At 43.0% G+C, this 23,875-nt stretch carries 14 protein-coding genes, 2 tRNA genes and 3 rRNA genes; 7 read left to right on the top strand and 12 right to left on the bottom strand.

Features of this window, described 5'->3' with window-relative positions:
• Positions 1-69: 69 nt before the first annotated feature.
• The 9 genes from pyrG to HBL79_RS10855 all read right to left on the bottom strand — a co-directional run bounded on the left by pyrG (position 70) and on the right by HBL79_RS10855 (position 11,309).
• Positions 70-1,698, bottom strand: a complete 1,629-nt coding sequence (pyrG, locus tag HBL79_RS10815; protein ID WP_035688490.1) for a glutamine hydrolyzing CTP synthase — start codon at positions 1,696-1,698, stop codon at positions 70-72.
• A 554-nt stretch (positions 1,699-2,252) separates the two neighbouring features.
• A 5S ribosomal RNA gene (rrf, locus tag HBL79_RS10820) occupies positions 2,253-2,367 on the bottom strand.
• A 98-nt stretch (positions 2,368-2,465) separates the two neighbouring features.
• Positions 2,466-5,364 (bottom strand): 23S ribosomal RNA (locus HBL79_RS10825).
• A gap of 284 nt (positions 5,365-5,648) precedes the next feature.
• Positions 5,649-5,724, bottom strand: a tRNA-Ala gene (locus tag HBL79_RS10830).
• A gap of 30 nt (positions 5,725-5,754) precedes the next feature.
• Positions 5,755-5,831 (bottom strand) — tRNA-Ile (locus tag HBL79_RS10835).
• A 110-nt stretch (positions 5,832-5,941) separates the two neighbouring features.
• A 16S ribosomal RNA gene (locus HBL79_RS10840) occupies positions 5,942-7,477 on the bottom strand.
• The 16S, 23S and 5S rRNA genes sit together here with 2 tRNA genes alongside, the layout of an rRNA operon.
• Before the next feature lie 314 nt (positions 7,478-7,791).
• Positions 7,792-8,442 (bottom strand): TfoX/Sxy family DNA transformation protein, encoded by a 651-nt coding sequence (locus HBL79_RS10845; protein ID WP_081637564.1) that lies wholly within the window; start codon positions 8,440-8,442, stop codon positions 7,792-7,794.
• A 628-nt stretch (positions 8,443-9,070) separates the two neighbouring features.
• Positions 9,071-9,616, bottom strand: a complete 546-nt coding sequence (locus HBL79_RS10850) for a TIGR00645 family protein (protein ID WP_017806753.1) — start codon at positions 9,614-9,616, stop codon at positions 9,071-9,073.
• Positions 9,617-9,686: 70 nt separating this feature from the next.
• On the bottom strand, positions 9,687-11,309 hold the full coding sequence (locus HBL79_RS10855; protein ID WP_046097207.1) for a DNA recombination protein RmuC: 1,623 nt from the start codon (positions 11,307-11,309) through the stop codon (positions 9,687-9,689).
• A gap of 150 nt (positions 11,310-11,459) precedes the next feature.
• Between HBL79_RS10855 and HBL79_RS10860 the strand changes: the two genes are divergently transcribed.
• From HBL79_RS10860 to HBL79_RS10890, 7 genes are all read left to right on the top strand, one after another.
• The gene (locus HBL79_RS10860) at positions 11,460-12,059 is read left to right on the top strand and encodes a Maf family protein (RefSeq protein WP_046097206.1); all 600 of its coding nucleotides are present in this window, start codon (positions 11,460-11,462) and stop codon (positions 12,057-12,059) included.
• Between the two features lie 13 nt (positions 12,060-12,072).
• Positions 12,073-12,636: a DNA topoisomerase family protein gene (locus HBL79_RS10865; RefSeq protein WP_046097205.1), complete on the top strand. Its 564-nt coding sequence runs from the start codon at positions 12,073-12,075 to the stop codon at positions 12,634-12,636.
• The gene (tsaC, locus tag HBL79_RS10870; RefSeq protein ID WP_046097204.1) at positions 12,629-13,192 is read left to right on the top strand and encodes an L-threonylcarbamoyladenylate synthase type 1 TsaC; all 564 of its coding nucleotides are present in this window, start codon (positions 12,629-12,631) and stop codon (positions 13,190-13,192) included. The genes HBL79_RS10865 and tsaC overlap by 8 nt, the downstream gene beginning before the upstream one ends.
• Positions 13,193-13,204: 12 nt before the next feature.
• A complete protein-coding gene (aroE, locus tag HBL79_RS10875) occupies positions 13,205-14,005 on the top strand; it encodes a shikimate dehydrogenase (RefSeq protein ID WP_046097203.1) in 801 nt (266 codons plus the stop codon).
• A gap of 408 nt (positions 14,006-14,413) precedes the next feature.
• On the top strand, positions 14,414-15,931 hold the full coding sequence (locus tag HBL79_RS10880; RefSeq protein WP_017806747.1) for a sodium-dependent transporter: 1,518 nt from the start codon (positions 14,414-14,416) through the stop codon (positions 15,929-15,931).
• 4 nt (positions 15,932-15,935) lie between these two features.
• Positions 15,936-16,034 (top strand): methionine/alanine import family NSS transporter small subunit, encoded by a 99-nt coding sequence (locus HBL79_RS10885; protein ID WP_017806746.1) that lies wholly within the window; start codon positions 15,936-15,938, stop codon positions 16,032-16,034.
• Positions 16,035-16,276: 242 nt separating this feature from the next.
• Positions 16,277-17,710, top strand: a complete 1,434-nt coding sequence (locus HBL79_RS10890; protein WP_035689106.1) for a cytochrome-c peroxidase — start codon at positions 16,277-16,279, stop codon at positions 17,708-17,710.
• Between the two features lie 161 nt (positions 17,711-17,871).
• Here the strand turns inward: HBL79_RS10890 and HBL79_RS10895 are convergent, their stop codons facing one another.
• From HBL79_RS10895 to HBL79_RS10905, 3 genes are read right to left on the bottom strand one after another with little or no spacing between them, the layout of a single operon-like run.
• Positions 17,872-19,530, bottom strand: coding sequence for an amino acid ABC transporter ATP-binding/permease protein (locus tag HBL79_RS10895; protein WP_046097202.1), 1,659 nt, complete (start codon positions 19,528-19,530; stop codon positions 17,872-17,874).
• Positions 19,523-21,271 carry an ABC transporter ATP-binding protein/permease gene (locus tag HBL79_RS10900; protein ID WP_046097201.1) on the bottom strand — a complete coding sequence of 583 codons (1,749 nt, stop codon included), beginning with the start codon at positions 21,269-21,271 and terminating at the stop codon, positions 19,523-19,525. Before HBL79_RS10900 ends, HBL79_RS10895 begins: the two co-directional genes overlap by 8 nt.
• A gap of 27 nt (positions 21,272-21,298) precedes the next feature.
• Positions 21,299-23,620, bottom strand: a complete 2,322-nt coding sequence (locus HBL79_RS10905; protein ID WP_046097200.1) for a TonB-dependent hemoglobin/transferrin/lactoferrin family receptor — start codon at positions 23,618-23,620, stop codon at positions 21,299-21,301.
• Positions 23,621-23,875 lie beyond the last annotated feature (255 nt).

Here is a 23,875-nt window from a genome sequence, read left to right on the forward strand (position 1 = left end):
GAATTAAGCTACAGACCTTACCAAAATATAATGTTCCACATTATTTAGCAATAATGCTAACTAGGAACATTATCCTTGCTGGTAGTCTTTTGCTGCCTTGATAAACCCAGCAAATAACGGATGCCCATCACGCGGTGTTGAGGTAAACTCAGGGTGGAACTGACAAGCTACAAACCAAGGATGATTTGGCACTTCAATAATTTCCACTAATTTTTTATCCGCCGATAAGCCTGTGACTTTTAATCCCGCTTTTTCGATTTGTGGTAATAATATATTGTTCACTTCATAGCGATGGCGATGACGTTCCTCAATAGTTTCTGCACCATATAATTCGCGTGCAAGACTACCCTCAGCAAGGTAGCATTGTTGAGATCCTAAACGCATTGTACCACCCAGATCAGACTTATCATTACGGGTTTCAATCTTGCCTTCAGCATCTTGCCATTCAGTAATTAAACCTACCACAGGTTGTTTACAGTCTTTATCAAATTCCGTGGAGTTAGCTTCCGTTAATCCCGCTTTATGACGTGCATATTCAATTAATGCCACCTGCATTCCCAAACAAATCCCTAAGTAAGGAATATTGTTCTCACGGGCATATTGTGCTGTACGAATTTTACCCTCTACACCACGATATCCAAAGCCTCCTGGCACTAAAATTCCATCTAATCCAGCTAACACCTCCGTGCCTTTACTTTCTACATCTTCAGAATCGATATATTTAATATTTACATTCAAACGATTTTTTAACCCGCCGTGTTTCAATGCTTCATTAACCGATTTATAAGCATCAGGCAATTCTGTATATTTCCCTACCATACCAATAGTAACTTCGCCTGTTGGGTTAGCTTGTTGATAAAGCACTTGTTCCCATTCGCTTAAATCAGCTTCTGGGCAATCTAAACGAAAACGCTGACAAATAAATTCATCTAAGCCTTGGGATTTCAATAAGGCTGGAATTTGATAAATAGAATTCACATCTTTTAAAGAAATTACCGCACGCTCTGGCACATTACAGAACAGTGCAATTTTGCTTCGCTCATTTGGTGGTATCATACGATCTGAACGACAAATCAACACATCAGGCTGAATACCGATAGACAACAACTCTTTCACTGAATGCTGAGTTGGCTTAGTTTTCACCTCGCCCGCAGTCGGAATATAAGGCACAAGGGTCAAATGCATAAAAATGGTTCGCTCACGCCCAACATCAACAGCTAACTGGCGTAACGCTTCTAAGAACGGCAATGATTCAATATCGCCCACAGTACCGCCCACTTCAACGATAGCCACATCGTGTCCCGCTGCTCCGTCAATTACGCGGGCTTTAATTTCATTGGTGATATGCGGAATCACTTGAATGGTTGCACCAAGATAATCACCACGACGCTCTTTGCGTAACACTTCTGAATAAATTTTTCCAGTGGTGAAATTGTTGCGTTTGGTCATTTTGGTACGGATAAAACGCTCATAATGCCCTAAGTCCAAATCTGTTTCCGCCCCGTCTTGAGTAACAAACACTTCACCATGTTGGGTTGGACTCATTGTACCAGGATCGACATTGATATAAGGATCAAGCTTCATAATGGTTACATTCAAACCACGTGCTTCAAGAATTGCCGCTAAAGAGGCTGCCGCGATCCCTTTACCAAGAGAAGAAACCACACCGCCCGTTACAAAAATATAATTGGTAGCCATAATAGAACCTAATTGTTGAGATGAAAAATTGATAATTCTAAATAGTAAGACGGGACATTAGTTTACAGCAAAGAGCAATTTAACTCAATGACCAGAAGAGTCATTTTGAAATGATTACATTTTTTAAGCTATAGGAAAAACACATATGATATAGAGCCCCATAGAATTAGTAATGAAGGAAAAATGAAAACACCCTTAAGGTCTACATTTAGATTGATAAATACCTAATAAGGTGTTTAAAAAATGCAATGAATGCAAGATAAAACTAACCCTCAAGCCGTATTTTCTTCTAAAAAAGTGATTAAACTTACCAAACCAAAGTGCGGTGTAATTTTGTCAGATTTTTCCTGATATAAGTACATCTTATAATACTCATCTAAATGATATTTATAGCTACTGGAACTTTCTCAAAATCAACTGAGGTAAATCCCATACACCCATTTAAAAGATAAAATGCAATATCCAGTAAGCCCAAAAATACAAGAAAATATAAACATAAGAAACAACAAAAAACGCCATTGAGTTCCCTCAATGGCGTTCTTCTTTCATTCAAAACCTGGCGGTGTCCTACTCTCACATGGGAAATTCCCACACTACCATCGGCGTTACAGCGTTTCACTTCTAAGTTCGGCATGGATTAGGTGGGTCCACTGCACTTTCGCCGCCAAGATAATTCTTTATATCCTTTAATTTCTTTTAATTTCTTTCTCTTTTCTATTCGTTCTTCACTTCTTTAACAAAAACAAGCCAAAACCCTTGAGCGTTGTATAGTTAAGCCTCTCGGGCAATTAGTACTGGTTAGCTCAACGGCTCACACCGCTTACACACCCAGCCTATCTACGTCGTAGTCTCCAACAACCCTTACAGTCTTATAGACTGGGAGAACTCATCTCAAGGCAAGTTTCGTGCTTAGATGCTTTCAGCACTTATCTCTTCCGCATTTAGCTACCCAGCAATGCCTCTGGCGAGACAACTGGTACACCAGTGATGCGTCCACTCCGGTCCTCTCGTACTAGGAGCAGCCCCTCTCAATTCTCCAACGCCCACGGCAGATAGGGACCGAACTGTCTCACGACGTTCTAAACCCAGCTCGCGTACCACTTTAAATGGCGAACAGCCATACCCTTGGGACCTACTTCAGCCCCAGGATGTGATGAGCCGACATCGAGGTGCCAAACACCGCCGTCGATATGAACTCTTGGGCGGTATCAGCCTGTTATCCCCGGAGTACCTTTTATCCGTTGAGCGATGGCCCTTCCATTCAGAACCACCGGATCACTATGACCTGCTTTCGCACCTGCTCGACTTGTCTGTCTCGCAGTTAAGCTTGCTTATACCATTGCACTAACCTGACGATGTCCGACCGTCATTAGCAAACCTTCGTGCTCCTCCGTTACACTTTGGGAGGAGACCGCCCCAGTCAAACTACCCACCAGACACTGTCCGAGTACCCGTTTCAGGCACTTCGTTAGAACATCAAACGTTAAAGGGTGGTATTTCAACAACGACTCCACGATAACTGGCGTTACCGCTTCATAGTCTCCCACCTATCCTACACATCAAAATTCAAGGTTCAGTGTCAAGCTATAGTAAAGGTTCACGGGGTCTTTCCGTCTAGCCGCGGGTACACCGCATCTTCACGGCGATTTCAATTTCACTGAGTCTCGGGTGGAGACAGCCTGGCCATCATTATGCCATTCGTGCAGGTCGGAACTTACCCGACAAGGAATTTCGCTACCTTAGGACCGTTATAGTTACGGCCGCCGTTTACTGGGGCTTCGATCAGGAGCTTCTCTTTCGATTACACCATCAATTAACCTTCCAGCACCGGGCAGGCATCACACCCTATACGTCCACTTTCGTGTTTGCAGAGTGCTGTGTTTTTAATAAACAGTTGCAGCCAGCTGGTATCTTCGACCGGTTCAACCTTCGTGAGCAAGTCACTACAATCTACGCCGGCACACCTTCTCCCGAAGTTACGGTGCTATTTTGCCTAGTTCCTTCACCCGAGTTCTCTCAAGCGCCTGAGTATTCTCTACCTGACCACCTGTGTCGGTTTTCAGTACGGTTTAGTAAAGCCTGAAGCTTAGTGGCTTTTCCTGGAAGTGTGGTATCAGTTACTTCAGCACCTTAGTGCCTCGTCATCATCTCTCAGTGTTAACGGTGAGCCGGATTTGCCTAACTCACCCACCTACCAACTTAAACGACCATCTCCAACAGGTCGATAACCTAACCTTCTCCGTCCCCACATCGCAGCTTTACCAAGTACGGGAATATTAACCCGTTTCCCATCGACTACGCTTTTCAGCCTCGCCTTAGGGGCCGACTCACCCTGCCCCGATTAACGTTGGACAGGAACCCTTGGTCTTCCGGCGAACGGGTTTTTCACCCGTTTTATCGTTACTTATGTCAGCATTCGCACTTGTGATACGTCCAGCAATCCTCTCGAACCACCTTCTTCCGCTTACACAACGCTCCCCTACCCAACAATCCTTCGATTGATGCCGCAGCTTCGGTACTATATTTTAGCCCCGTTACATCTTCCGCGCAGGCCGACTCGACTAGTGAGCTATTACGCTTTCTTTAAATGGTGGCTGCTTCTAAGCCAACATCCTAGCTGTCTAAGCCTTCCCACTTCGTTTCCCACTTAATATAGATTTTGGGACCTTAGCTGGCGGTCTGGGTTGTTTCCCTCTCCACGACGGACGTTAGCACCCGCCGTGTGTCTCCTGTGCATTACTCTTTGGTATTCGGAGTTTGCATCGGTTTGGTAACCCGGGATGGGCCCCTAGCCGAAACAGTGCTCTACCCCCAAAGGTATTCACACAAGGCTCTACCTAAATAGATTTCGGGGAGAACCAGCTATCTCCCGGTTTGATTGGCCTTTCACCCCCAGCCACAGGTCATCCGCTAATTTTTCAACATTAGTCGGTTCGGTCCTCCAGTTAGTGTTACCCAACCTTCAACCTGCCCATGGCTAGATCACCGGGTTTCGGGTCTATACCTTGCAACTCTTCGCCCAGTTAAGACTCGGTTTCCCTTCGGCTCCCTTATTCAGTTAACCTCGCTACAAAATATAAGTCGCTGACCCATTATACAAAAGGTACGCAGTCACCCTTGCGGGCTCCCACTGCTTGTACGTACAGGGTTTCAGGTTCTATTTCACTCCCCTCACCGGGGTTCTTTTCGCCTTTCCTTCACAGTACTGGTTCACTATCGGTCAATCAGGAGTATTTAGCCTTGGAGGATGGTCCCCCCATCTTCAGACAGGATTCCTCGTGTCCCGCCCTACTTCTCGTAAGCTTAGTACCACAGCCTGGATTTTAAGTACGGGGCTATCACCCTGTGTCGCTTGCCTTCCCAGACAATTCCTCTATCTCTGCTGCTATTACTTACTGGCTCCTCCGCTTTCGCTCGCCGCTACTCACAGAATCTCGGTTGATTTCTTTTCCTCGGGGTACTTAGATGTTTCAGTTCTCCCGGTTCGCCTTACGAGGCTATTTTATTCACCTCGCAATGATAGGCTCTTCGCCTATCGGGTTTCCCCATTCGGACATCGTGGGTTAAACGCTTCTTATCAACTCACCCACGCTTTTCGCAGATTAGCACGTCCTTCTTCGCCTCTGATTGCCAAGGCATCCGCCCTGTACGCTTTCTCACTTAACTATACAACCTCAAGGATTTTTCCCCGAAGTTGTTCTCTCGTTGAGAACGCTTACTTGCTTTTGTTCAAGTAAGTCTTTTACTCAGACTTCTTCAATTTAATAAGAAAATGGCTCTATCACTATCACCACTCCCTCATTAGCTTGAAAGTCTCTTCAGTTTTCAGCTTGTTTTTCTATTGTTAAAGAGCAAATTCGATAATTTTCATTATCATTGGTAAATATTCTCTCTTACTCGGTTACGTAATATGAGAATACTTAGCAATGATTTTATTAAATGGTATGATTTGGTGGAGATAAGCGGGATCGAACCGCTGACCTCCTGCGTGCAAGGCAGGCGCTCTCCCAGCTGAGCTATATCCCCAATCATTAATCCCTATGTCACTCGCTCGAGTGGTGGGTCTGAGTGGACTTGAACCACCGACCTCACCCTTATCAGGGGTGCGCTCTAACCACCTGAGCTACAGACCCATAAGGATTTATCAAAAGTGCGGTCAGTTTTTACCGTCTTTTTTCATTCGCTTCTTATTGTCTAACAACCATCACGACAATCTGTGTGAGCACTCATCTATTCTATTAGGTAAGGAGGTGATCCAACCGCAGGTTCCCCTACGGTTACCTTGTTACGACTTCACCCCAGTCATGAATCATACCGTGGTAAACGCCCTCCCGAAGGTTAAGCTATCTACTTCTGGTACAACCCACTCCCATGGTGTGACGGGCGGTGTGTACAAGGCCCGGGAACGTATTCACCGCGACATTCTGATTCGCGATTACTAGCGATTCCGACTTCATGGAGTCGAGTTGCAGACTCCAATCCGGACTTAGATGCACTTTCTGAGATTCGCTCCCCCTCGCAGGCTCGCTTCCCTCTGTATGCACCATTGTAGCACGTGTGTAGCCCTACTCGTAAGGGCCATGATGACTTGACGTCATCCCCACCTTCCTCCAGTTTATCACTGGCAGTCTCCTTTGAGTTCCCACCCGAAGTGCTGGCAACAAAGGATAAGGGTTGCGCTCGTTGCGGGACTTAACCCAACATTTCACAACACGAGCTGACGACAGCCATGCAGCACCTGTCTCTAAGTTCCCGAAGGCACAAACTCATCTCTGAGTTCTTCTTAGGATGTCAAGAGTAGGTAAGGTTCTTCGCGTTGCATCGAATTAAACCACATGCTCCACCGCTTGTGCGGGCCCCCGTCAATTCATTTGAGTTTTAACCTTGCGGCCGTACTCCCCAGGCGGTCGATTTATCACGTTAGCTACGGGCACCAAGCTTAAAGCCCAATCCCCAAATCGACAGCGTTTACAGCGTGGACTACCAGGGTATCTAATCCTGTTTGCTCCCCACGCTTTCGCACATGAGCGTCAGTAGCTTCCCAAGGGGCTGCCTTCGCCTTCGGTATTCCTCCACATCTCTACGCATTTCACCGCTACACGTGGAATTCTACCCCTCCCTAAAGTACTCTAGTAAACCAGTCTGAAATGCAATTCCCAAGTTAAGCTCGGGGATTTCACATCTCACTTAATTTACCGCCTGCGTGCCCTTTACGCCCAGTTATTCCGATTAACGCTCGCACCCTCCGTATTACCGCGGCTGCTGGCACGGAGTTAGCCGGTGCTTCTTCTGTGGCTAACGTCAAATCATGATGCTATTCACATCACAACCTTCCTCACCACCGAAAGAACTTTACAACCCGAAGGCCTTCTTCATTCACGCGGCATGGCTGCGTCAGGGTTCCCCCCATTGCGCAATATTCCCCACTGCTGCCTCCCGTAGGAGTCTGGGCCGTGTCTCAGTCCCAGTGTGGCTGGCCATCCTCTCAGACCAGCTAGAGATCGCAGGCTTGGTGAGCCTTTACCTCACCAACTACCTAATCCCACTTGGGCTCATCTTATGGCAGGTGCTTTCGCCCCCTTTCATCTCCCGATAATACGCGGTATTAGCCATCGTTTCCAATGGTTATCCCCCTCCATAAGCCAGATTCCCAAGCATTACTCACCCGTCCGCCACTCGTCAGCATTGAAAGCAAGCTTTCAACCCGTTACCGTTCGACTTGCATGTGTTAAGCCTGCCGCCAGCGTTCAATCTGAGCCATGATCAAACTCTTCAGTTTAATCCTTCTCAATTCGTACACTAACAAAGCTCTGTGATTTCATTTATAAAATCACTATGAATTTCAGTTAAGCACTAATTGTTCTAAATCTTTTAAATTTTTTCCAGAATCAACAAGTGCCCACACAGATTGTCTGATTGATTGTTAAAGAGCAAAAAACAACGACGCGAGGTGTACTTTCAAACTGTTTACAACGTCGCGTCGTTGTGTGCGGCGTATTATAGGGATTTTTAAAATCGATGCAAGTCTTTTTTTATCAACTGCACAAAAATCAAACACCCCTAGTTCAATTTGCTATCTTTTTATTAGTAATATTAATCCTTTATTAAATTTATCTGCCTCATTCCCTCATTAGCCAATAAATCATTAAGCAACTCTAAAGCGTTATCTTTTTCTTCTTGTGTCAATAAGGTAAAATGCTTATTTAGATATGCTGCTGTCAAACTCCAAAAAAAAGCCAAATTTACAGAGAATCCTCTCTTGCGAAGCTCTATATAACAATGAGCTGGTCCAACCTCAAAAAAAGTTTCAACTGAATCAACATCAATCTTGTGGAGTAATCGCTCATGTTTAATAGATAAGTTAATAAGATTTTTAATACTCCCCTCCTTAGATAGAGCCTTTTTCTTCTGTTCAGACTCGACTTGTTCAATCGACCATAAAACAAGAGATTTATATAATTTTTTATTCTGTCTAATTTTTTCAGTCAGAAGATAGTAGTTATCTCCATAAATAGCTGGGGTATCAGTATGTTCCATATAAGATATGGCTCCTTGTTCCTCCAGATATATAGCAAGTTTACCAACACCTCTCAAATAAAAATGATTATCTTGGTATAATCCAAACATTAATTTTTTATGAAAAATACCATACCCATTGAATACACCTTTCGCTGAAACTTCTCCAATAAGTTCTCTAAGTTCATTTTGAATCTCAAAAGTTACTTTATCAGCAATATTCATCATTACACCTCCGATTAGTGATATAAAACAACAATGATTCTATTTGAAAGCATGTAAATTTGTACTATATAAAATAAACTAAAATAGATATTTTTGCCCTCGTATTTTTGCGACGTAGATCGTAAATCAGAACAAAAAATATACCTAAAAAAGGTAAATATAAACAGATACTAACAATTCTAAGTTCAAATATTAGACAGTATAGTATTTATACCTTTATTCAAGAAGGCTTTCAAGATTTATGCTAAAAAATCGCAATAAACTGAAGCATTTTAGAGACAAGGGTTATTTTTATTTTTGAAGGATAATTTAAACTTAAATTTTTATAAGATAGCTTAAATTAATTATTGAAAATAAAGGTTCTAATAAATTACGAGGTCTAGTTGATTTGTTGAGTTCAAAGCTTAACCAAACATAAATATCCCCAACGAATATAACTGCGATGTCACAAGTTCAAATGCTGCTTGCCAAACGATCTTCTTAAACCAAAGGATGAGTCGGAGATAAATCATGTTCAACAAGCTAAACTCAGCAGGTAAATCACGCTGAAGGCATTCCATACGAATACAGCACGAAATCCCTTCAAGCCTATTACGATATTTAAGTTTATTGTAAACAGATCCTAATAATATTAATGATTTTTGTGACTTGTGCTGTACAAAATTTTATCCGTATAAGCCATTGCAATGGCAGACACGAGGAAGCCAAGATGGAGCAAAAGTTGCCATTTCATTGTGGCTTCGGGCATATTGGCGGCATTGACAAAAGTTTGTAGCATATGAATGGAAGAGATGCTGATGATCGACATTGAGAGCTTCACTTTCAGCACGGAGGCATTCACGTGGCTGAGCCATTCGGGTTCGTCTGGGTGGCCCTCGGTGTGGAGTTTGGAAACGAAAATTTCGTAACCGCCAACGATCACCATTACCAATAAATTCGCAATCATAACTACATCAATCAAATTCAGCACAGAAAGCATAATGGCGTTGGAATCTAATTCCTGTAAATTGGAAATCAGCTCCCAAAGGGATTTCATAAATTTGTAGGCGTAGATCCCCTGCACGACGATTAAGCCCAGATAAATCGGCAGTTGTAACCAACGGCTGGCGAAAATAATTTGGCTAAAGATCGCTGGGGTTTTGTATTTTACTTTATTATTTAACGGCTGTTGTTGCATAGGTTCCCTATTCAAATAATGTTATCGCGGGCGGTGAAATTACCCGCTTTTCCTTTAAATAGCAATGATTTTATTCATCGCGTTGTGAATGAAGTTGTGTTTCAGAAATGGCACTGAGTTTTGCCAGATCTAAATCGTTATGCAGTAATTCCACTTGCGGCATTACTTTATTAGCTTTGGCAGAAAAATCTTTAAATCGTTCAATTTTTCCTGCCAAGCCTTGTTGTCCTGCAAAGGCGGTAACCGTGTGGTTGTAATGTCCGCTCACGGTGGCGAGGCTGTTGCCCAGTTTGGCTAGACGCTCTGCCACGAGGCACATTTGATTATAAATCTCCCCCGCTTTTCCGCTGATTTCACGAGCTTCAGCGTTGCCTCGTTCAATTCGCCATAAATTCGCCACGGTGCGTAAAATCGGCATTAAGGTGGTGTAGGAAACCAAAATCACGTTTTTTTCATAGGCATAATTGAACAGATTGCCATCTTGTTTCATTGCTTCAATATAGGCAGGCTCAACGGCGATAAACATCAAGACAAAATTCGGGCTATGTACGCCAATTAAATTGCTGTAATCCTTGCGGGATAAATCATCAATATGATTTTTAATCGCCTTATGATGCTCACGCAAAAATTGTTGCTGGGCTTGCTCATTGTCGGCGCTCACCGCATTTTCATAGGCAACTAAAGACATTTTGCTATCGATAATCAAATGTTTATTATCGGGCAAATACACCACAAAATCAGGGTAGTTGGCTTTGCCCTCCGCATTGCGGAAATGCTCTTGTGCCTTGTAATGATCGTTTTCCACCAAGCCTGCTAATTGCAATGCACGCTCAAGCTGAATTTCCCCCCAGTTGCCGAGAGTTTTCTTTTCCCCTTTTAAGGCAGAGGTAAGATTATTCGCTTCTTGCGACATATTCAGCCCGATTTCGAGGACTTTTTTAATTTCCGCTTCTAAATTGGCATTCCCTTTTAAAGATTCCGAATGAATATCGTTCACCCGTTTTTGGAAGCCCTCAATTTGCTCACGGAACGGCTTCAATAACGCATCGAGGCTGGCTTGATTGGTTTGCTCGAAACGCTGGCTTTTTTCCTCTAAAATGCGATTGGCTAAATTTTGAAATTCCACGCTAAGTTGTTGTTTGGTTTTAATAAAATCTTCTTGTTGCTGAGCAAAATGCTTTTCTTTCTCGCTCAAGCTGGTTTTTAGCTCCGTGAGTTGCTGTAAAAGTGCGGTGGATTTTTCGCTTAAATTTACACATTCTTGCTGTTTTTGGCTGAGTTCTTCGCGGTTGCGGTTGAGCTGGGTTTGCAAGCTATGCACTTGGGCGGTGGCAATGCCAAAACGCTCTTTCATTGTGGAAACTTGCGAGGCAGCATCATTATGGCGCGCCTGCTCTTCGTCCAATTCTTGTTGCAAATAGGTGATTTTTTCATCACGCTCCCCAAGCCGAACCTGCAACCCCTCCGCGTTGGTTTCCGCTTTCACTTTATCTTGTTCAAGCTGATTTTTAAGCTGTGAGAGGGTTTCATATTTTTCGAGTAGCTGATTGAAATCATTGATGTTTTTATTCAAATCCTGTGCTAATTCTTGTTTATCACGCTGATGTTTTGCACTAACAAAAAACAGCACAAGGCAAACAATCAACAAAAAAATCGCCACATAAAGCCATTGAGATTGGGTTAATTCGATCATTCTTTTTCCTAAAATGCGAGTGATGAAATAATGCTGAAAATTCACACCGCACTTTTGGTTAAATAAAAGTGCGGTGGATTTTTCAGATGAAATTTCTAGCAAACTATAATAAAGTATAGCCTTATTTTAGCATTTTTTAACGCGGTAATTATGTCAAACCCACAACTTTATCTCGCCTCGCAAAGCCCACGCCGTTTGCAACTTTTACAGCAGTTGGGGCTATGCGTTGCCACCTTTAATGCTGATATTGATGAAACGCCGAAAATCGATGAGCTACCTGCGGATTATGTCGCTCGAATGGCTTGTGAGAAAAACCACGCCGCTCGTCAGGCACTGCAAAATCAGCCGAATTTTCTACCGCACTTGCCGATTCTTTCCGCAGATACCATTGTGGTGTGCGATCAACAGATTCTCGGCAAACCACAAACCGCCTTGCACGCTCAGCAAATGTTAGAGCAATTATCCGCTCGCACACACCAAGTGCTCACCGCCGTTTGCGTCAGCCGTGAGGAACATCAAGCGGTGATGGTTCAATCAAGCGATGTAACCTTTAAGCCATTGACATTACAAGAAATTCAAGCCTATATCGCTACGGGCGAACCAATGGATAAAGCGGGGGCTTATGGCATTCAGGGGCTGGGCGGGATTTTCATTTCGCACATTGAAGGCAGTTTTACGGGCATTATGGGGCTGCCAATTTTTGAAACTGCGACCTTGTTGCGTCAAATGGGCGTAACCATTTTGTCATAATAGGAATGGGAAAATGAACAAAAGCCTCTTTCAAGCCAGCAAACACACCGAACATTGCCCGCAATGTGGGGCGGCGTTGCAAATTAAAAAAGGGAAAAAAGGCTTATTTTTAGGCTGCACGGCTTATCCGCAATGCGATTTCATCAAACCCTTGCATCCGCACAGCGAAACCAAAGTGCTGAAAACCCTTGAGCAAGCTTGCCCTCAATGCGGGCATTTTTTGCAATTAAAACAGGGGCAATATGGAATGTTCATCGGTTGTAGCCATTATCCCGATTGCGATTACATCGTACACGAAGAACTTGAGTCAGAGCAGGAACATTTGCCTTGCCCCGACTGTGGAAAGGGCAAATTAGTGCCTCGCCGTGGGAGACAAGGCAAGGTGTTTTACGGCTGCGATCAATTTCCGAAATGCAAATTTACCCTTGCCAGCCAGCCCTATGCCGTATCTTGCCCCAAATGTGCTTACCCAATCAGCACATTAAAAAAAGAAGAAAAAACCGACCGCACTTTGCATCGTACTTGGTTATGTGCCAACAAGGCTTGTCATCATCAATTTGAAACCGAAAATGAATAACGCACAAAATTTGACTCAAGTGATTGAGCGATTAAAGCAAAATGAGGTCATCGCCTATCCCACTGAAGCGGTGTTTGGTTTGGGCTGTAATCCGCAGAGTGAAAGTGCGGTGCGAAAATTGCTCGATTTAAAGCAACGCCCGATGCACAAGGGATTGATTTTAATCGCTCCGAGCTTGGATTTTCTATTGCCTTTTATTGATGAACGGGAATTTAGCGAAACCCATTGGCAGCGGCTCACGGCACGTTATGATCGCCCCACCACTTGGGTTGTGCCAGCTCATCGTCATACCCCCGATTTTCTCAAGGGGCAATTTCCCACCATTGCGGTGCGGATTTCCGATCACCCTGCGGTAAAAATATTATGTGAGCAAGCAGGCTTTCCGCTCACTTCAACCAGTGCGAATTTAACCGGCTTGCCCCCTTGTCGTACCGCTTGCGAGGTGAAAGCTCAGTTTGGGCAAGACTTCCCCGTGTTAGAAATGGCGGTGGGTGGAGCGAATAATCCCTCTGAAATACGGGATCTTTTTACACAACAGCTTTTCCGTCAAGGTTAATAAGGATTTTTTATGGATAAATATGCGGTTTGGGGCAACCCCATTGCACAAAGCAAATCCCCACAAATTCATCGTGTTTTCGCTCAGCAAACCCAGCAAAATTTAGACTATGTAGCGATGCTTGGTGATGAGCAACAATTTGAACAGCAACTGCTTGCCTTTTTTGCTGAAGGGGCGAAAGGCTGCAACATCACTGCGCCATTTAAAGAGCGCGCCTTTAGTCTTGCCGGTCAACACAGCGAACGTTGCTTGCTGGCTGGCGCTTGTAATACGCTGAAAAAATGCCCCGATGGTACGCTTTATGCGGATAATACGGACGGCGCAGGGCTGGTGAGCGATTTACAGCGTTTAGGCTGGCTCAAACCGCAACAATCTGTGCTGATTTTAGGCGCTGGCGGGGCAACAAAAGGCGTACTTTTGCCTTTATTACAGGCTCAGCAACGGATCACCGTCGCCAATCGCACCCTAAGCAAAGCCACTGAATTAGCGGAAAAATTTCACCCCTATGGCAACATTCAAGGCTGTACCCTCGATGCCATTCCCGTGCAAAAATTTGACCTAATTATTAACGCCACTTCATTAGGCTTGCAAGGCAAAACCGTGGCGATTGATCCGGCCATTTGGCAACAAGCGGGAGCGGCGTACGATATGCAATACAGCAAAGGGGCAGATACGCCATTTATCGCCCTCGCTAAACAAAATGGCGTGCCACATTATAGCGATGGTTTCGGAATGCTCGTGGGGCAAGCGGCTCACGCCTTTCATTTATGGCGTGGAGTAATGCCTGATGTAGCGGCATTATTAGAAAAATAAGTTCATTGTTTAATCGCAAAATCCTTTCGTTTTTATACAAGGCTGTATCAAGCTGAACACTGTGTGAAAGTGAAACCACTCAAAGTGCGGTGTGATTTTGCGTTATTTTTTACCCCGCACTTTCGTTCCCTTTCTCCTTAAAATTTATCACGAAATAAAAAGTGCGGTCTTTTTTTCTACTAGTTTTTTATATGGTGAGCGGCGGGGATTTTAGCACCATTGTTTATAAAAAAGAGTAAATTAGAATTTAACTCTATTAAAATAAAATTAGCCAAAATTAAAAACTATAAAAATTTAAAAACAGCGGTAAAATCACCTTGTTTTTAATATTTTTAACTATTGACTAAAACTCATATTCCGCTATATTTGCTTAATATTCACATTTCTTTAACGTTTATAGGTGGTAATATGACACAGTCAGCGAAACGCGAAACCTTTTCAGGTAGCCGTGCCTTTATTTTTGCCGCCATCGGTTCAGCTGTGGGATTAGGAAACATTTGGCGTTTTCCTTATACCACTTATGAGAACGGTGGTGGTGCTTTCATCATTCCTTATCTTGTCGCCCTTTTAACGGCGGGGATTCCTTTATTATTCTTAGATTATGCTATCGGACATCGTCATCGTGGTGGTGCGCCACTGTCTTATCGCCGTTTTAACCGCCATTTTGAAACCTTCGGCTGGTGGCAGGTGATGGTCAATGTGATCATCGGGATTTACTATGCGGTGGTGCTTGGCTGGGCTGCGAGCTACACCTATTTTTCTTTCAATGCCGCTTGGGGCGATAAGCCTATCGACTTTTTCTTACACGATTTCTTAAAAATGGGCGATATTGCTCAAGGGGTCAGCTTTGAATTTGTGGGAATGGTAGTTGGGCCGTTAATCGCCGTGTGGCTAGTAGCACTTGGCGTGCTTGCCCTTGGCGTACAAAAAGGGATTGCCAAAGCCTCCACTATTTTAATGCCGGTGCTATTGGTGATGTTTGTGGTGTTAGTGGTGTCGTCCTTATTCTTACCGGGGGCAGCAAAAGGCTTAGATGCGTTATTTACGCCAAACTGGTCGAAACTATCTGACCCGAGTGTGTGGATCGCCGCTTACGGGCAGATTTTCTTCTCCCTCTCCATTTGTTTCGGCATTATGATCACCTATGCGTCTTACCTGAAAAAAGACTCCGATTTAACGGGCAATGGCTTAGTCGTCGGCTTTGCGAACAGTAGTTTTGAATTGCTTGCAGGCATTGGTGTATTCGCCGCACTTGGCTTTATGGCAACCGCCTCAGGGCAAGAAGTGAGTGAAGTCGCCAAAGGCGGAATTGGCTTGGCATTCTTCGCATTCCCAACCATCATCAATAAAGCCCCATTCGGCGAAGTGCTAGGCGTATTATTCTTCGCTTCCCTCACCTTTGCGGCATTAACCTCCTTTATTTCGGTGATCGAAGTGATTATTTCTGCGGTACAAGACAAATTACGTATTCGTCGCACAAAAGTTACAGTTATCGTAGGCTTGCCTATGATGTTAGTTTCTGTGATTTTATTCGGTACAACCACAGGCTTGCCGATGCTTGATGTATTGGATAAATTCGTGAACTATTTCGGTATTGTAGCAGTGGCATTTGTGTCTTTAGTCGCGATTGTAACGAACGAAAAACTCAGCACCTTGGAAAGCCATTTAAACGCAACCTCGTCTTTCAAAGTAGGCTTTTTGTGGCGTTTATGTATCGTGCTAACCACAGGGATTCTCGCCTTTATGTTGTTAAGCGAAGGAGCAAAAGTGTTCACTGAAGGCTACGAAGGCTATCCATCTTGGTTCGTGAATATTTTTGGTTGGGGTATGGCTGTTGGGCTGGTTGTGGTTTCTTTCTTACTCTCACGCCTCAAATGGAAACACGAAGAATTATTTAGCCTAAATGATCAAACAAAAGAGGATTAATCAAATGAGTACCAGTGCAATTATTATGATGACCGTCGCGTTGGTTATTATTTGGGGCGGATTAATTTACGCAATCAAAGCCCTGCCAAAAGAAAAAAACTAGTCGGAAAAAAGACCGCACTTTTAATTAAATAGAAACAGCCACGAATGTGTGGCTGTTTTTGTTTCAAAGTGCGGTACTTTTTACTTCACATTTTCCAAACTAATAACCACACAAAAATTATATCTATTAAATCTATAGAATATACCAATGAAATTTGTTGATTTCTATCAATATTCTTTTATCCACAATTATGAATACTATGCCAATAATTCCTAACTTTCTATTCTATAAAGGAGAATCTTATGAAAGCTCAATCGTGGTTATTCACATTTATTGGTGCAAGTGTTGCTGCTTATCTCGGCACAGTAGCATATATTCACCATTTTGATAAGCAAGAGATGCAACGCCGATTGCAAGAAAGTCAAACATCCAATGCTCAACAATATGCTGTAGAAACCGTTTTTTATCATAATGGTTGTCAATATTGCCATAGTCGTAATGCCAATATGCCATTTTATTTCAACTTACCTTTCGCAAAGGAGTTAATGGAAAAAGATATTCAACAAGGACAAGCCCATTTTTTACTGGATAATGTAACCAATAACTTCGAGCAGCCCCAACATATTTCATCGGCAGATTTAGCCAAACTTGAAAGCGTGATTCAACACAATGAAATGCCTATCCATTCTTTCAAAATGGTTCATTGGGGATCGGGCTTAGATGAACAAGAGAAAAAAACATTGCTTGATTGGATTCATAAAGTTCGTCAAGAATATCAGCTTCCAGCGAACACAGTGGGAACATCAGCTGAACGCTTTGTGCAACCGATACCGCAAAATCTATCTGTAAATCCTGCCAAAGTAGAACTAGGCAATACGCTTTATCACAGCACTGCTTTATCAGGCGACGGAACAATTGCTTGTGCCAGTTGCCACGCTTTAAATACTGGAGGTGTGGATAATCTTGCCACTTCAACGGGAATAAAAGGGCAAAAAGGTGGGATTAATGCTCCAACCGTTTATAACGCCGCATTCAATGTGGTGCAATTCTGGGATGGCCGTGCAGCAAATCTCGCGGAGCAAGCTGGCGGTCCGCCATTGAACCCCGTAGAAATGGGAGCAGAAAATTGGCAACAAATTGTTGATAATCTCAATAAAGATGAAGCACTTAAACAAGCCTTTGAAAAAATCTATCCAGAAGGTTTTAATGAAAAAACTATTACAGATGCTATTGCTGAATTTGAGAAAACCTTAATTACCCCAAATAGTCCTTTCGATCACTATTTGCAAGGTGATGAAAATGCCTTAACTGCAGCACAGAAAAATGGTTATGCGTTATTCCACCAATATAAATGCGATACTTGCCATACTGGTGTTAATTTAGGTGGTCAATCTTATGAATTAATGGGTTTGAAAGCAGATTATTTTGCTGCTCGCAATAAACCATTAACCGAAGCTGATGATGGTCGCTTTGCACAAACGAAAAATCCTTATGATAAACATCGTTTTAAAGTACCAACATTGCGTAATGTTGCACTTACCGCTCCATACTTCCATGATGCAAATGCACAAGATTTAACGCAGGCGGTGGAAATGATGTTGAAATATCAAAGTGGCGTAAGTTTATCAAAAGAACAAGTTAATGATATTGTTGAATTTTTATATAGTTTAACGGGAGAATATCAAGGTAAACCTTTAACAAATGAAAATATACAACAATCTCATTCAACAAAATAACGCTTGTTGTTGAAATATAAACGAGATGTAGCTAGATGCTAGTAAAAAACATTTAGCCGTAGATAATGCAATATCATTAACACAAAAGATAAAAATGGGCATATCGCCCATTTTTTCTATCGTTTAAAGGCAAAACGTTGAGCCAAAAAATAACTATAACTTTATGACAATCGTCCATTCTCAATTTTAAGCACCTTATCACAAATCGCCATTGTGGACGCTCGGTGGCTGACGAGGATAATCAATTTTTCCGCTTTGACCTTTAATAAGGCTTGTAAAATCATTGCTTCATTTAGGCTGTCTAAATTGCTGGTGGGTTCATCAAGCAGAATGATTGGGGCGTTGTGCAAGAATGCCCGAGCGATGCCGATGCGTTGTTTTTCGCCGTCGGATAAACTGCTCCCAAGCTCTGAAACCTTGGTGTCATAACCTTGTGGCAGGCTGATAATGAAATCGTGAATAGCCGCTTTTTTCGCCGCTTCGATCACGTCTTCACGGCTGGCATTTCGCTTTGCCATTTGGATATTTTCACCAATACTTTGATTGAAAATATAGGTTTGCTGTGTAATGTAAGCGATATTTTGCCGCAAGGTTTGAGTATTAAGTGCGGTCAGATTTTTGCCATTAATTTCAATTTTCCCTTGCTGTGGATCGTAAAAACGCATTATCAATTTGAGTAAAGTGCTTTTTCCGCTGCCACTACGCCCGTGAATGCCTAAAATTTCCCCTTTGTTTAGACTGAATTGAATAGCGGATAAAATCATTTCATCGCCATAGCTAAAATGCAGGTCTTCGCCAGATAAACGCTCAATTTGAGCGAGATTTTTCCCCTTATGCACCTCTTGCAACTCGGGTTCTTCGGCGAGCAAACCTAGCACACGTTCACCGCTGGCTAAGGTTTGTAGTAGATTATTGGAAAGATTACTGAGTGCAATCACAGGTCCATAACTCGACATCAACAAAATCACTGCGATCAATAAGCCATAAAAATCAATGTGTTGCGTGGCATACAGTGCAAGCCCCACAAATAGCATTGCGATATTAAAGAGCGAAACGGCGATTTCGCTGTAACGCCGCACCTGACTTTCTTGCTGTTTCAATCGCCAAAAAGCCTGATCGATATTTTGGCTACGTTGGTGAATGGCAGCAAGGCGGGCTTCCGCCTGATTAAAGAGCTGGATTTCTTTCATTCCTCGCAGACTATCGAGAAAATAATCATTCATCTCCCCTACTAACTGGCGATATTGCCGTCCCTCTTCGCGTGCCATTTTGGTGGTGAAAACAGGCAGCAGAAAGCCAATAGTGAAATAAGCCAGCAGAGCCACGCTCATTAACCATAGAGAAATATGTGCAAACACGCCTAACAAAATGGCAGAGGTGATGATCGCAATCATAATCGGGGCGATGGTGTGAGCATAAAAGACCTCTAATAATTCAATATCATTGGTTACTAACGAAAGCAGTTGCCCCGCTTGCTTGCCTTGCAATTTCACAAATGCCAATTTTCGTAAGGCGGTGAACACATTGTCCCGCAACAAGGCGAGCAGTTTGAAGGCGATATAATGCCCCGACATTTGTTCTAAGTAACGCAAAATGCCACGAGCCAGTGCCAAAATAAAAAGTGCGGTCAAAATTTGGCTTAAATTGAGATGCGTGCTAAAGCCGATCAAATTTGCCAGCCCCATTGCCCCCAACACCATAATGAAAATGGCAGCCAAAAAGCCTAATACGCCCGTGATAATGGTAAAACTCATCAAATGGGCTAAAGGCATTACCAATTTCAGCAACTGCCACATTATCACAACGCCATTTTTACCCATTGTTCGCCCCCTTGCTCACCATTTCTAATTGTTTTTGCTGATTAAACATTCGGCTATACGCTCCTTGTTTCGCCATTAATTGGCGATGCGTGCCTTGTTCGATAAGATTGCCTTGTTGCAGAACGTAAATTTGATCGGCATTAATGGCGTTGGCTAAACGATGAGAGATCATAATGATCGTTTTTTCTGCTTTTAAACGCTGAATGAGTTGCAAAATGATTTCCTCACTTTCCACATCAATATTGCTGGTAGCCTCATCAAAAATATAACAATCCGCCTGATGTAATAAGGCTCTAGCAAGGGCTAAACGCTGAATTTGCCCACCAGAAAGATTGCTTCCGCAACTTAATAACGGCATTTCAAGCCCGCCATTTTGCCGCACAAACTCCGCCAAATTCACTTGTTGCAGGCATTGATACATTTCTTCATCAATGGCATTTTCCTTCGCCATTTGCAAGTTTTCGCGTAGCGTGCCTTTGAAAATATAGCTACTGTGGCTAACAAGGCTAATGCGTTGATAACGTGAAGTCCGGCTTAGCTCGACGATATTTTGCTGATTAAAGCAAATTTCGCCCTGTTGCGGGGCATAAAAGCCCATTAACAATGCCACCAGCGTAGATTTTCCACAGCCACTTTCGCCGACAAAAACGCTGAGCTGATTGGCTGGAATGGTTAAACTAAGTTGTTGAAAAATCGGCTTTTCTGGCTGGTAAGCAAAATCAAGCTGTTTGATTTCCACCTCAAGCGGATTTTTATCGCAAAAATCCACCGCACTTTGCGGTTGCTCAACGGGGGTATCAAGCAGAGCGAAGATTTTATCTGACGCGGCTTTGCCATTCATCGCAACGTGGAAAAACGATCCCAACAAACGCAGGGGGATAAAAAATTCGGCAGAAAGCAGAATAAATAACACCACGCCAAACACCGTCAAATGCCCCGCTTGAAATTGCCACAACGCAGTGAAAATGCCGAGAGCCGCCCCGCCGTAAGCCAATAAATCCATAATCGACACAGAGTTAAGCTGCATTGTCAGCACTTTCATTGTGATATGGCGGAAATGTTCGGCTTCTTGTGCCATTTGCTTGGCTTTGTAGTCATCGTCTTGATAAATTTTTAGCGTAATCAAGCCCTGCAAATTGTCTAAAAAACTGCTCCCCAGCCCCACATAAACCGCCCAATATTTATGCAATAAGCGTTTTGCGATTTTATTCACCACGATAATCGAAATGGGAATGAGTGGCACGCAAAGCAATAAAATCAAGGCGGTCAGCACATTAAAACAGAGCAACACCGCAAAGAGGGTGAGGGGGGCAAGTAAGCTGTAAAAAAGCTGTGGTAAATAGCGTCCGAAATAAATTTCCAGTTGCTCAACGCCCTCAGAGGCGATTTGAATGATGGAAGAGGTGGATTGCTGCTGAACTTGGTTGAGCGGCATTGATACCAATTTTTGATAAATCAGCGTTCTAAGCTGGTGTTTAACTTTGACACTCGCCTGATAAGACGCGGTTACCGCTCGCTTTCCTGCAACCACACGCAACAGCAACGCCAGCAAAAAAACGCTCAAAAAAAGCACCGCACTTTTCAGATCTAACCGCTGCTGCCACGCCCATTGCAAGCACAGAGCAAAAGCGGCGGCACTAATAATCCCACCTATTAACGCCAGCCAATTCCACCACACCGTGATTGCAATCCATTTTTTGCTGTCTGTTACGGTGTGAATCAGTCGTTTATCAATCATCATAATGTTGATTTCCTTATCGCATCGCGTTTAAAAACGTATTTCGATTGAGGCACTATAATTCCGCCCTGGTGCATAGAAACGTTCCAGCCCTAAGCCATTGCGATCAACACTGTTGGTTGTGCTGTTGGCATTAATGCCGCGTAATGCGTCCCAAGTGTGGTAGCGGCGGTTAAATAAATTATAAACCCCAGCCCGCAAGGTAATATTTGGCTTAATTTTATAGTAGCCAAAGAGGTCAAAAGTATAGGCGGATTTGTTCAAATATTTATAAGTTTCAATATCTTGGTATATAATTTCTTTTGCACACATTTCTTTATCGTACCAATAATCATATTCCCAATGAATACAACGGTTTTTGTTTTCAAAAACTTTCGCGTCTTTCGCTTTTTTGGCAGCGAGATAAGTCAGGCGGCTGAAAATTCCCCATTTTCCTTGCGGATCTTCATAATCTAACCCCAGCACTACTTTCATTGGTTGAATGGATAATAAACTGGCATTATTGGATAGTTTGCCTTTGCTATAACCTAGTGCAGCCATAAATTTTATGCCCTCAGGCACGGGAAGCACTTGGTTTACATTGAGCAGTGCTTTAATTTCAATACCGTGAATTTTGGCATTATCCACATTCACCATTTGTTGCATTGGGGTTTGGAATGTTCGCCCGTATTGAGTTTGTTCAATCAGGCTTTCTTGTTCAAACAAAAAATCACGATAGCGGCTTTGGTAAAGGGCAATATCTAATACCCCAAGCGAACTTTCCCCTTTGAGAAAAAGATTATGGCTTAAGCTATGCTCTGCTTTTAAATCAGGGTTAGATTTCCACGTCCCATAGGCGTTGGTAAAGGTGAAATAGCGTTCGGTTGCCGTCGGTAAACGATAGCCCGAGCTGAGTAAATAGCCCAATGTCCAGTTTTCTGTCGCTTGAATGTCAATACCTGCCAGCCCGCTCCAATTAATAAAGCGGCTTTTTGTGGGCATACCCTCAGCCAAACACGCCGCACTGCAAGGGGCATTTAAGGATTGAGGCTGATATTTAGTGTAATCATAACCCAAAGCGAGATGGGTGGTGATTTTAGGTTGCCATTGGTGAATTTCGGGTAGCCATACAATGTCATCTTTTAATGCAAGGCTGTATTGCGTAGTTTTAACGGGATATTGAATGGTGTATTGAATATCCCGACGAGAATTTGAAAAAATATAGGTATCAAGGTTGTCATTTTTAAATTGACGCTCACTCGCCGCCATTTTAATGCCGAATGTATGGCTTCCGCCGATGATCTTAAACGTGTTCAACGGCTCGCTTTCCGCATAAAATGAAAGCCGTTTAAAAGTGGTTTTCATTCGGCGATCGAACACTTCATCAAGCTCTTTTTCTCCTGTGAACCAATTTCGCCCGCCTTTATAATTCACTGCTGCAAGATCGGTTTTTTGATAATCAAAATCTAACTGGGTAAAGGCTAAATAGTCCGATTGTGGCGTATAGCGATAATAAACATTGGCATTGAGGCGTTTATTTTGATCGTCCGCTTCACGCCAAGCACTTGATAAAAGATTGTAGCTCCGTTCATCAGTATAGCGATGTCCCTGCTGACCATTGAGATTAAAACCGATTTTATGCTGATCATTAAATTGAATGCCTAATTTGGCTAAATAGCTATGAAAGCGATGGGAAGATGGATCGGGCTGTTGGCTGCTCGATCCGCTGATGTTATCCCCACGTCCATTACTTTTCAGTTCGTGTCCCGTTCTTTGCGAATAAAGCAAAAGTGCCTCCACCTTTTTGCCCACATAACCCAGCCCAGAGGTTCGCACCCATTCGCGGTTTTTACTCGCATATCCCGTACGCAGTAACACACCAAAACGATTACCATCAAAAACCAGATCGTAGGGTTCTAAGGTTTGGTAATTCACCGTTCCCCCTAACGCCCCACTGCCCGAATGCACGCTATCCGCCCCTTTTACAATATCAATCGTCCGCACTAGCTCCGTATCAATGCTTAATCGAGAAGGGTTAAAATTGCCATATCTGCCATACAGCGTGTTTTCTTCGCTGTCAGGCAAATTCACCCCATCAATGCTCATTCCGACACGATTTCCCTCCACCCCACGCAAAGAAAATCCCTTCAAAAAACGCCCATTGTCCGCTACGCCCACGTCTGTGCTATAACGCACTAAATCTTTCGTATCCCTAATAAGTTCAGTTTGAATGACAGTTTGATTTTTTCTTTCGGTAGTGGGTGAATGACTTTCTGTTTGCTGTCCCTGCACTAAAATTTCATCAAGCTGCTCAGCCAAAACAGGACAAGCATAGGCGAAACAGAGTAATAAAAATGGAGTTTGATAACGCATTGATAATTATCCTAATTAAAAAGAGTGATGAATGCAGAAAGTATAGAACAAAACAACGAAAATAGAAATTATTATCATTAAATATTTTTATTTTCGCTCAAATAACCCATTATTCCAACAATAGGCTTATAAATAAAACGACGGTATTGACTTAGAAAAGTACAGAAAAAAATTAAAATAAGAAAAGTGCGGTCACAAAATAGAGATGTTTTTAAGAGAAAATTCAAATAAAAAAGCCACTAAAATCAGTGGCTT

The sequence above is a fragment of the Avibacterium paragallinarum genome, assembly GCF_011765605.1.
Classification (GTDB): domain Bacteria; phylum Pseudomonadota; class Gammaproteobacteria; order Enterobacterales; family Pasteurellaceae; genus Avibacterium; species Avibacterium paragallinarum.

Bases quoted from the DNA above. Each gene is read 5' to 3' on its own strand.
- tsaC (WP_046097204.1), top strand. From the start codon at position 12,629: ATGAATAACGCACAAAATTTGACTCAAGTGATTGAGCGATTAAAGCAA.
- HBL79_RS10905 (WP_046097200.1), bottom strand. From the start codon at position 23,620: ATGCGTTATCAAACTCCATTTTTATTACTCTGTTTCGCCTATGCTTGT.
- HBL79_RS10885 (WP_017806746.1), top strand. From the start codon at position 15,936: ATGAGTACCAGTGCAATTATTATGATGACCGTCGCGTTGGTTATTATT.
- HBL79_RS10900 (WP_046097201.1), bottom strand. From the start codon at position 21,271: ATGATGATTGATAAACGACTGATTCACACCGTAACAGACAGCAAAAAA.
- HBL79_RS10855 (WP_046097207.1), bottom strand. From the start codon at position 11,309: ATGATCGAATTAACCCAATCTCAATGGCTTTATGTGGCGATTTTTTTG.
- HBL79_RS10860 (WP_046097206.1), top strand. From the start codon at position 11,460: ATGTCAAACCCACAACTTTATCTCGCCTCGCAAAGCCCACGCCGTTTG.
- HBL79_RS10880 (WP_017806747.1), top strand. From the start codon at position 14,414: ATGACACAGTCAGCGAAACGCGAAACCTTTTCAGGTAGCCGTGCCTTT.
- HBL79_RS10850 (WP_017806753.1), bottom strand. From the start codon at position 9,616: ATGCAACAACAGCCGTTAAATAATAAAGTAAAATACAAAACCCCAGCG.
- HBL79_RS10865 (WP_046097205.1), top strand. From the start codon at position 12,073: ATGAACAAAAGCCTCTTTCAAGCCAGCAAACACACCGAACATTGCCCG.
- aroE (WP_046097203.1), top strand. From the start codon at position 13,205: ATGGATAAATATGCGGTTTGGGGCAACCCCATTGCACAAAGCAAATCC.
- HBL79_RS10845 (WP_081637564.1), bottom strand. From the start codon at position 8,442: ATGATGAATATTGCTGATAAAGTAACTTTTGAGATTCAAAATGAACTT.
- HBL79_RS10890 (WP_035689106.1), top strand. From the start codon at position 16,277: ATGAAAGCTCAATCGTGGTTATTCACATTTATTGGTGCAAGTGTTGCT.
- HBL79_RS10895 (WP_046097202.1), bottom strand. From the start codon at position 19,530: ATGGGTAAAAATGGCGTTGTGATAATGTGGCAGTTGCTGAAATTGGTA.
- pyrG (WP_035688490.1), bottom strand. From the start codon at position 1,698: ATGGCTACCAATTATATTTTTGTAACGGGCGGTGTGGTTTCTTCTCTT.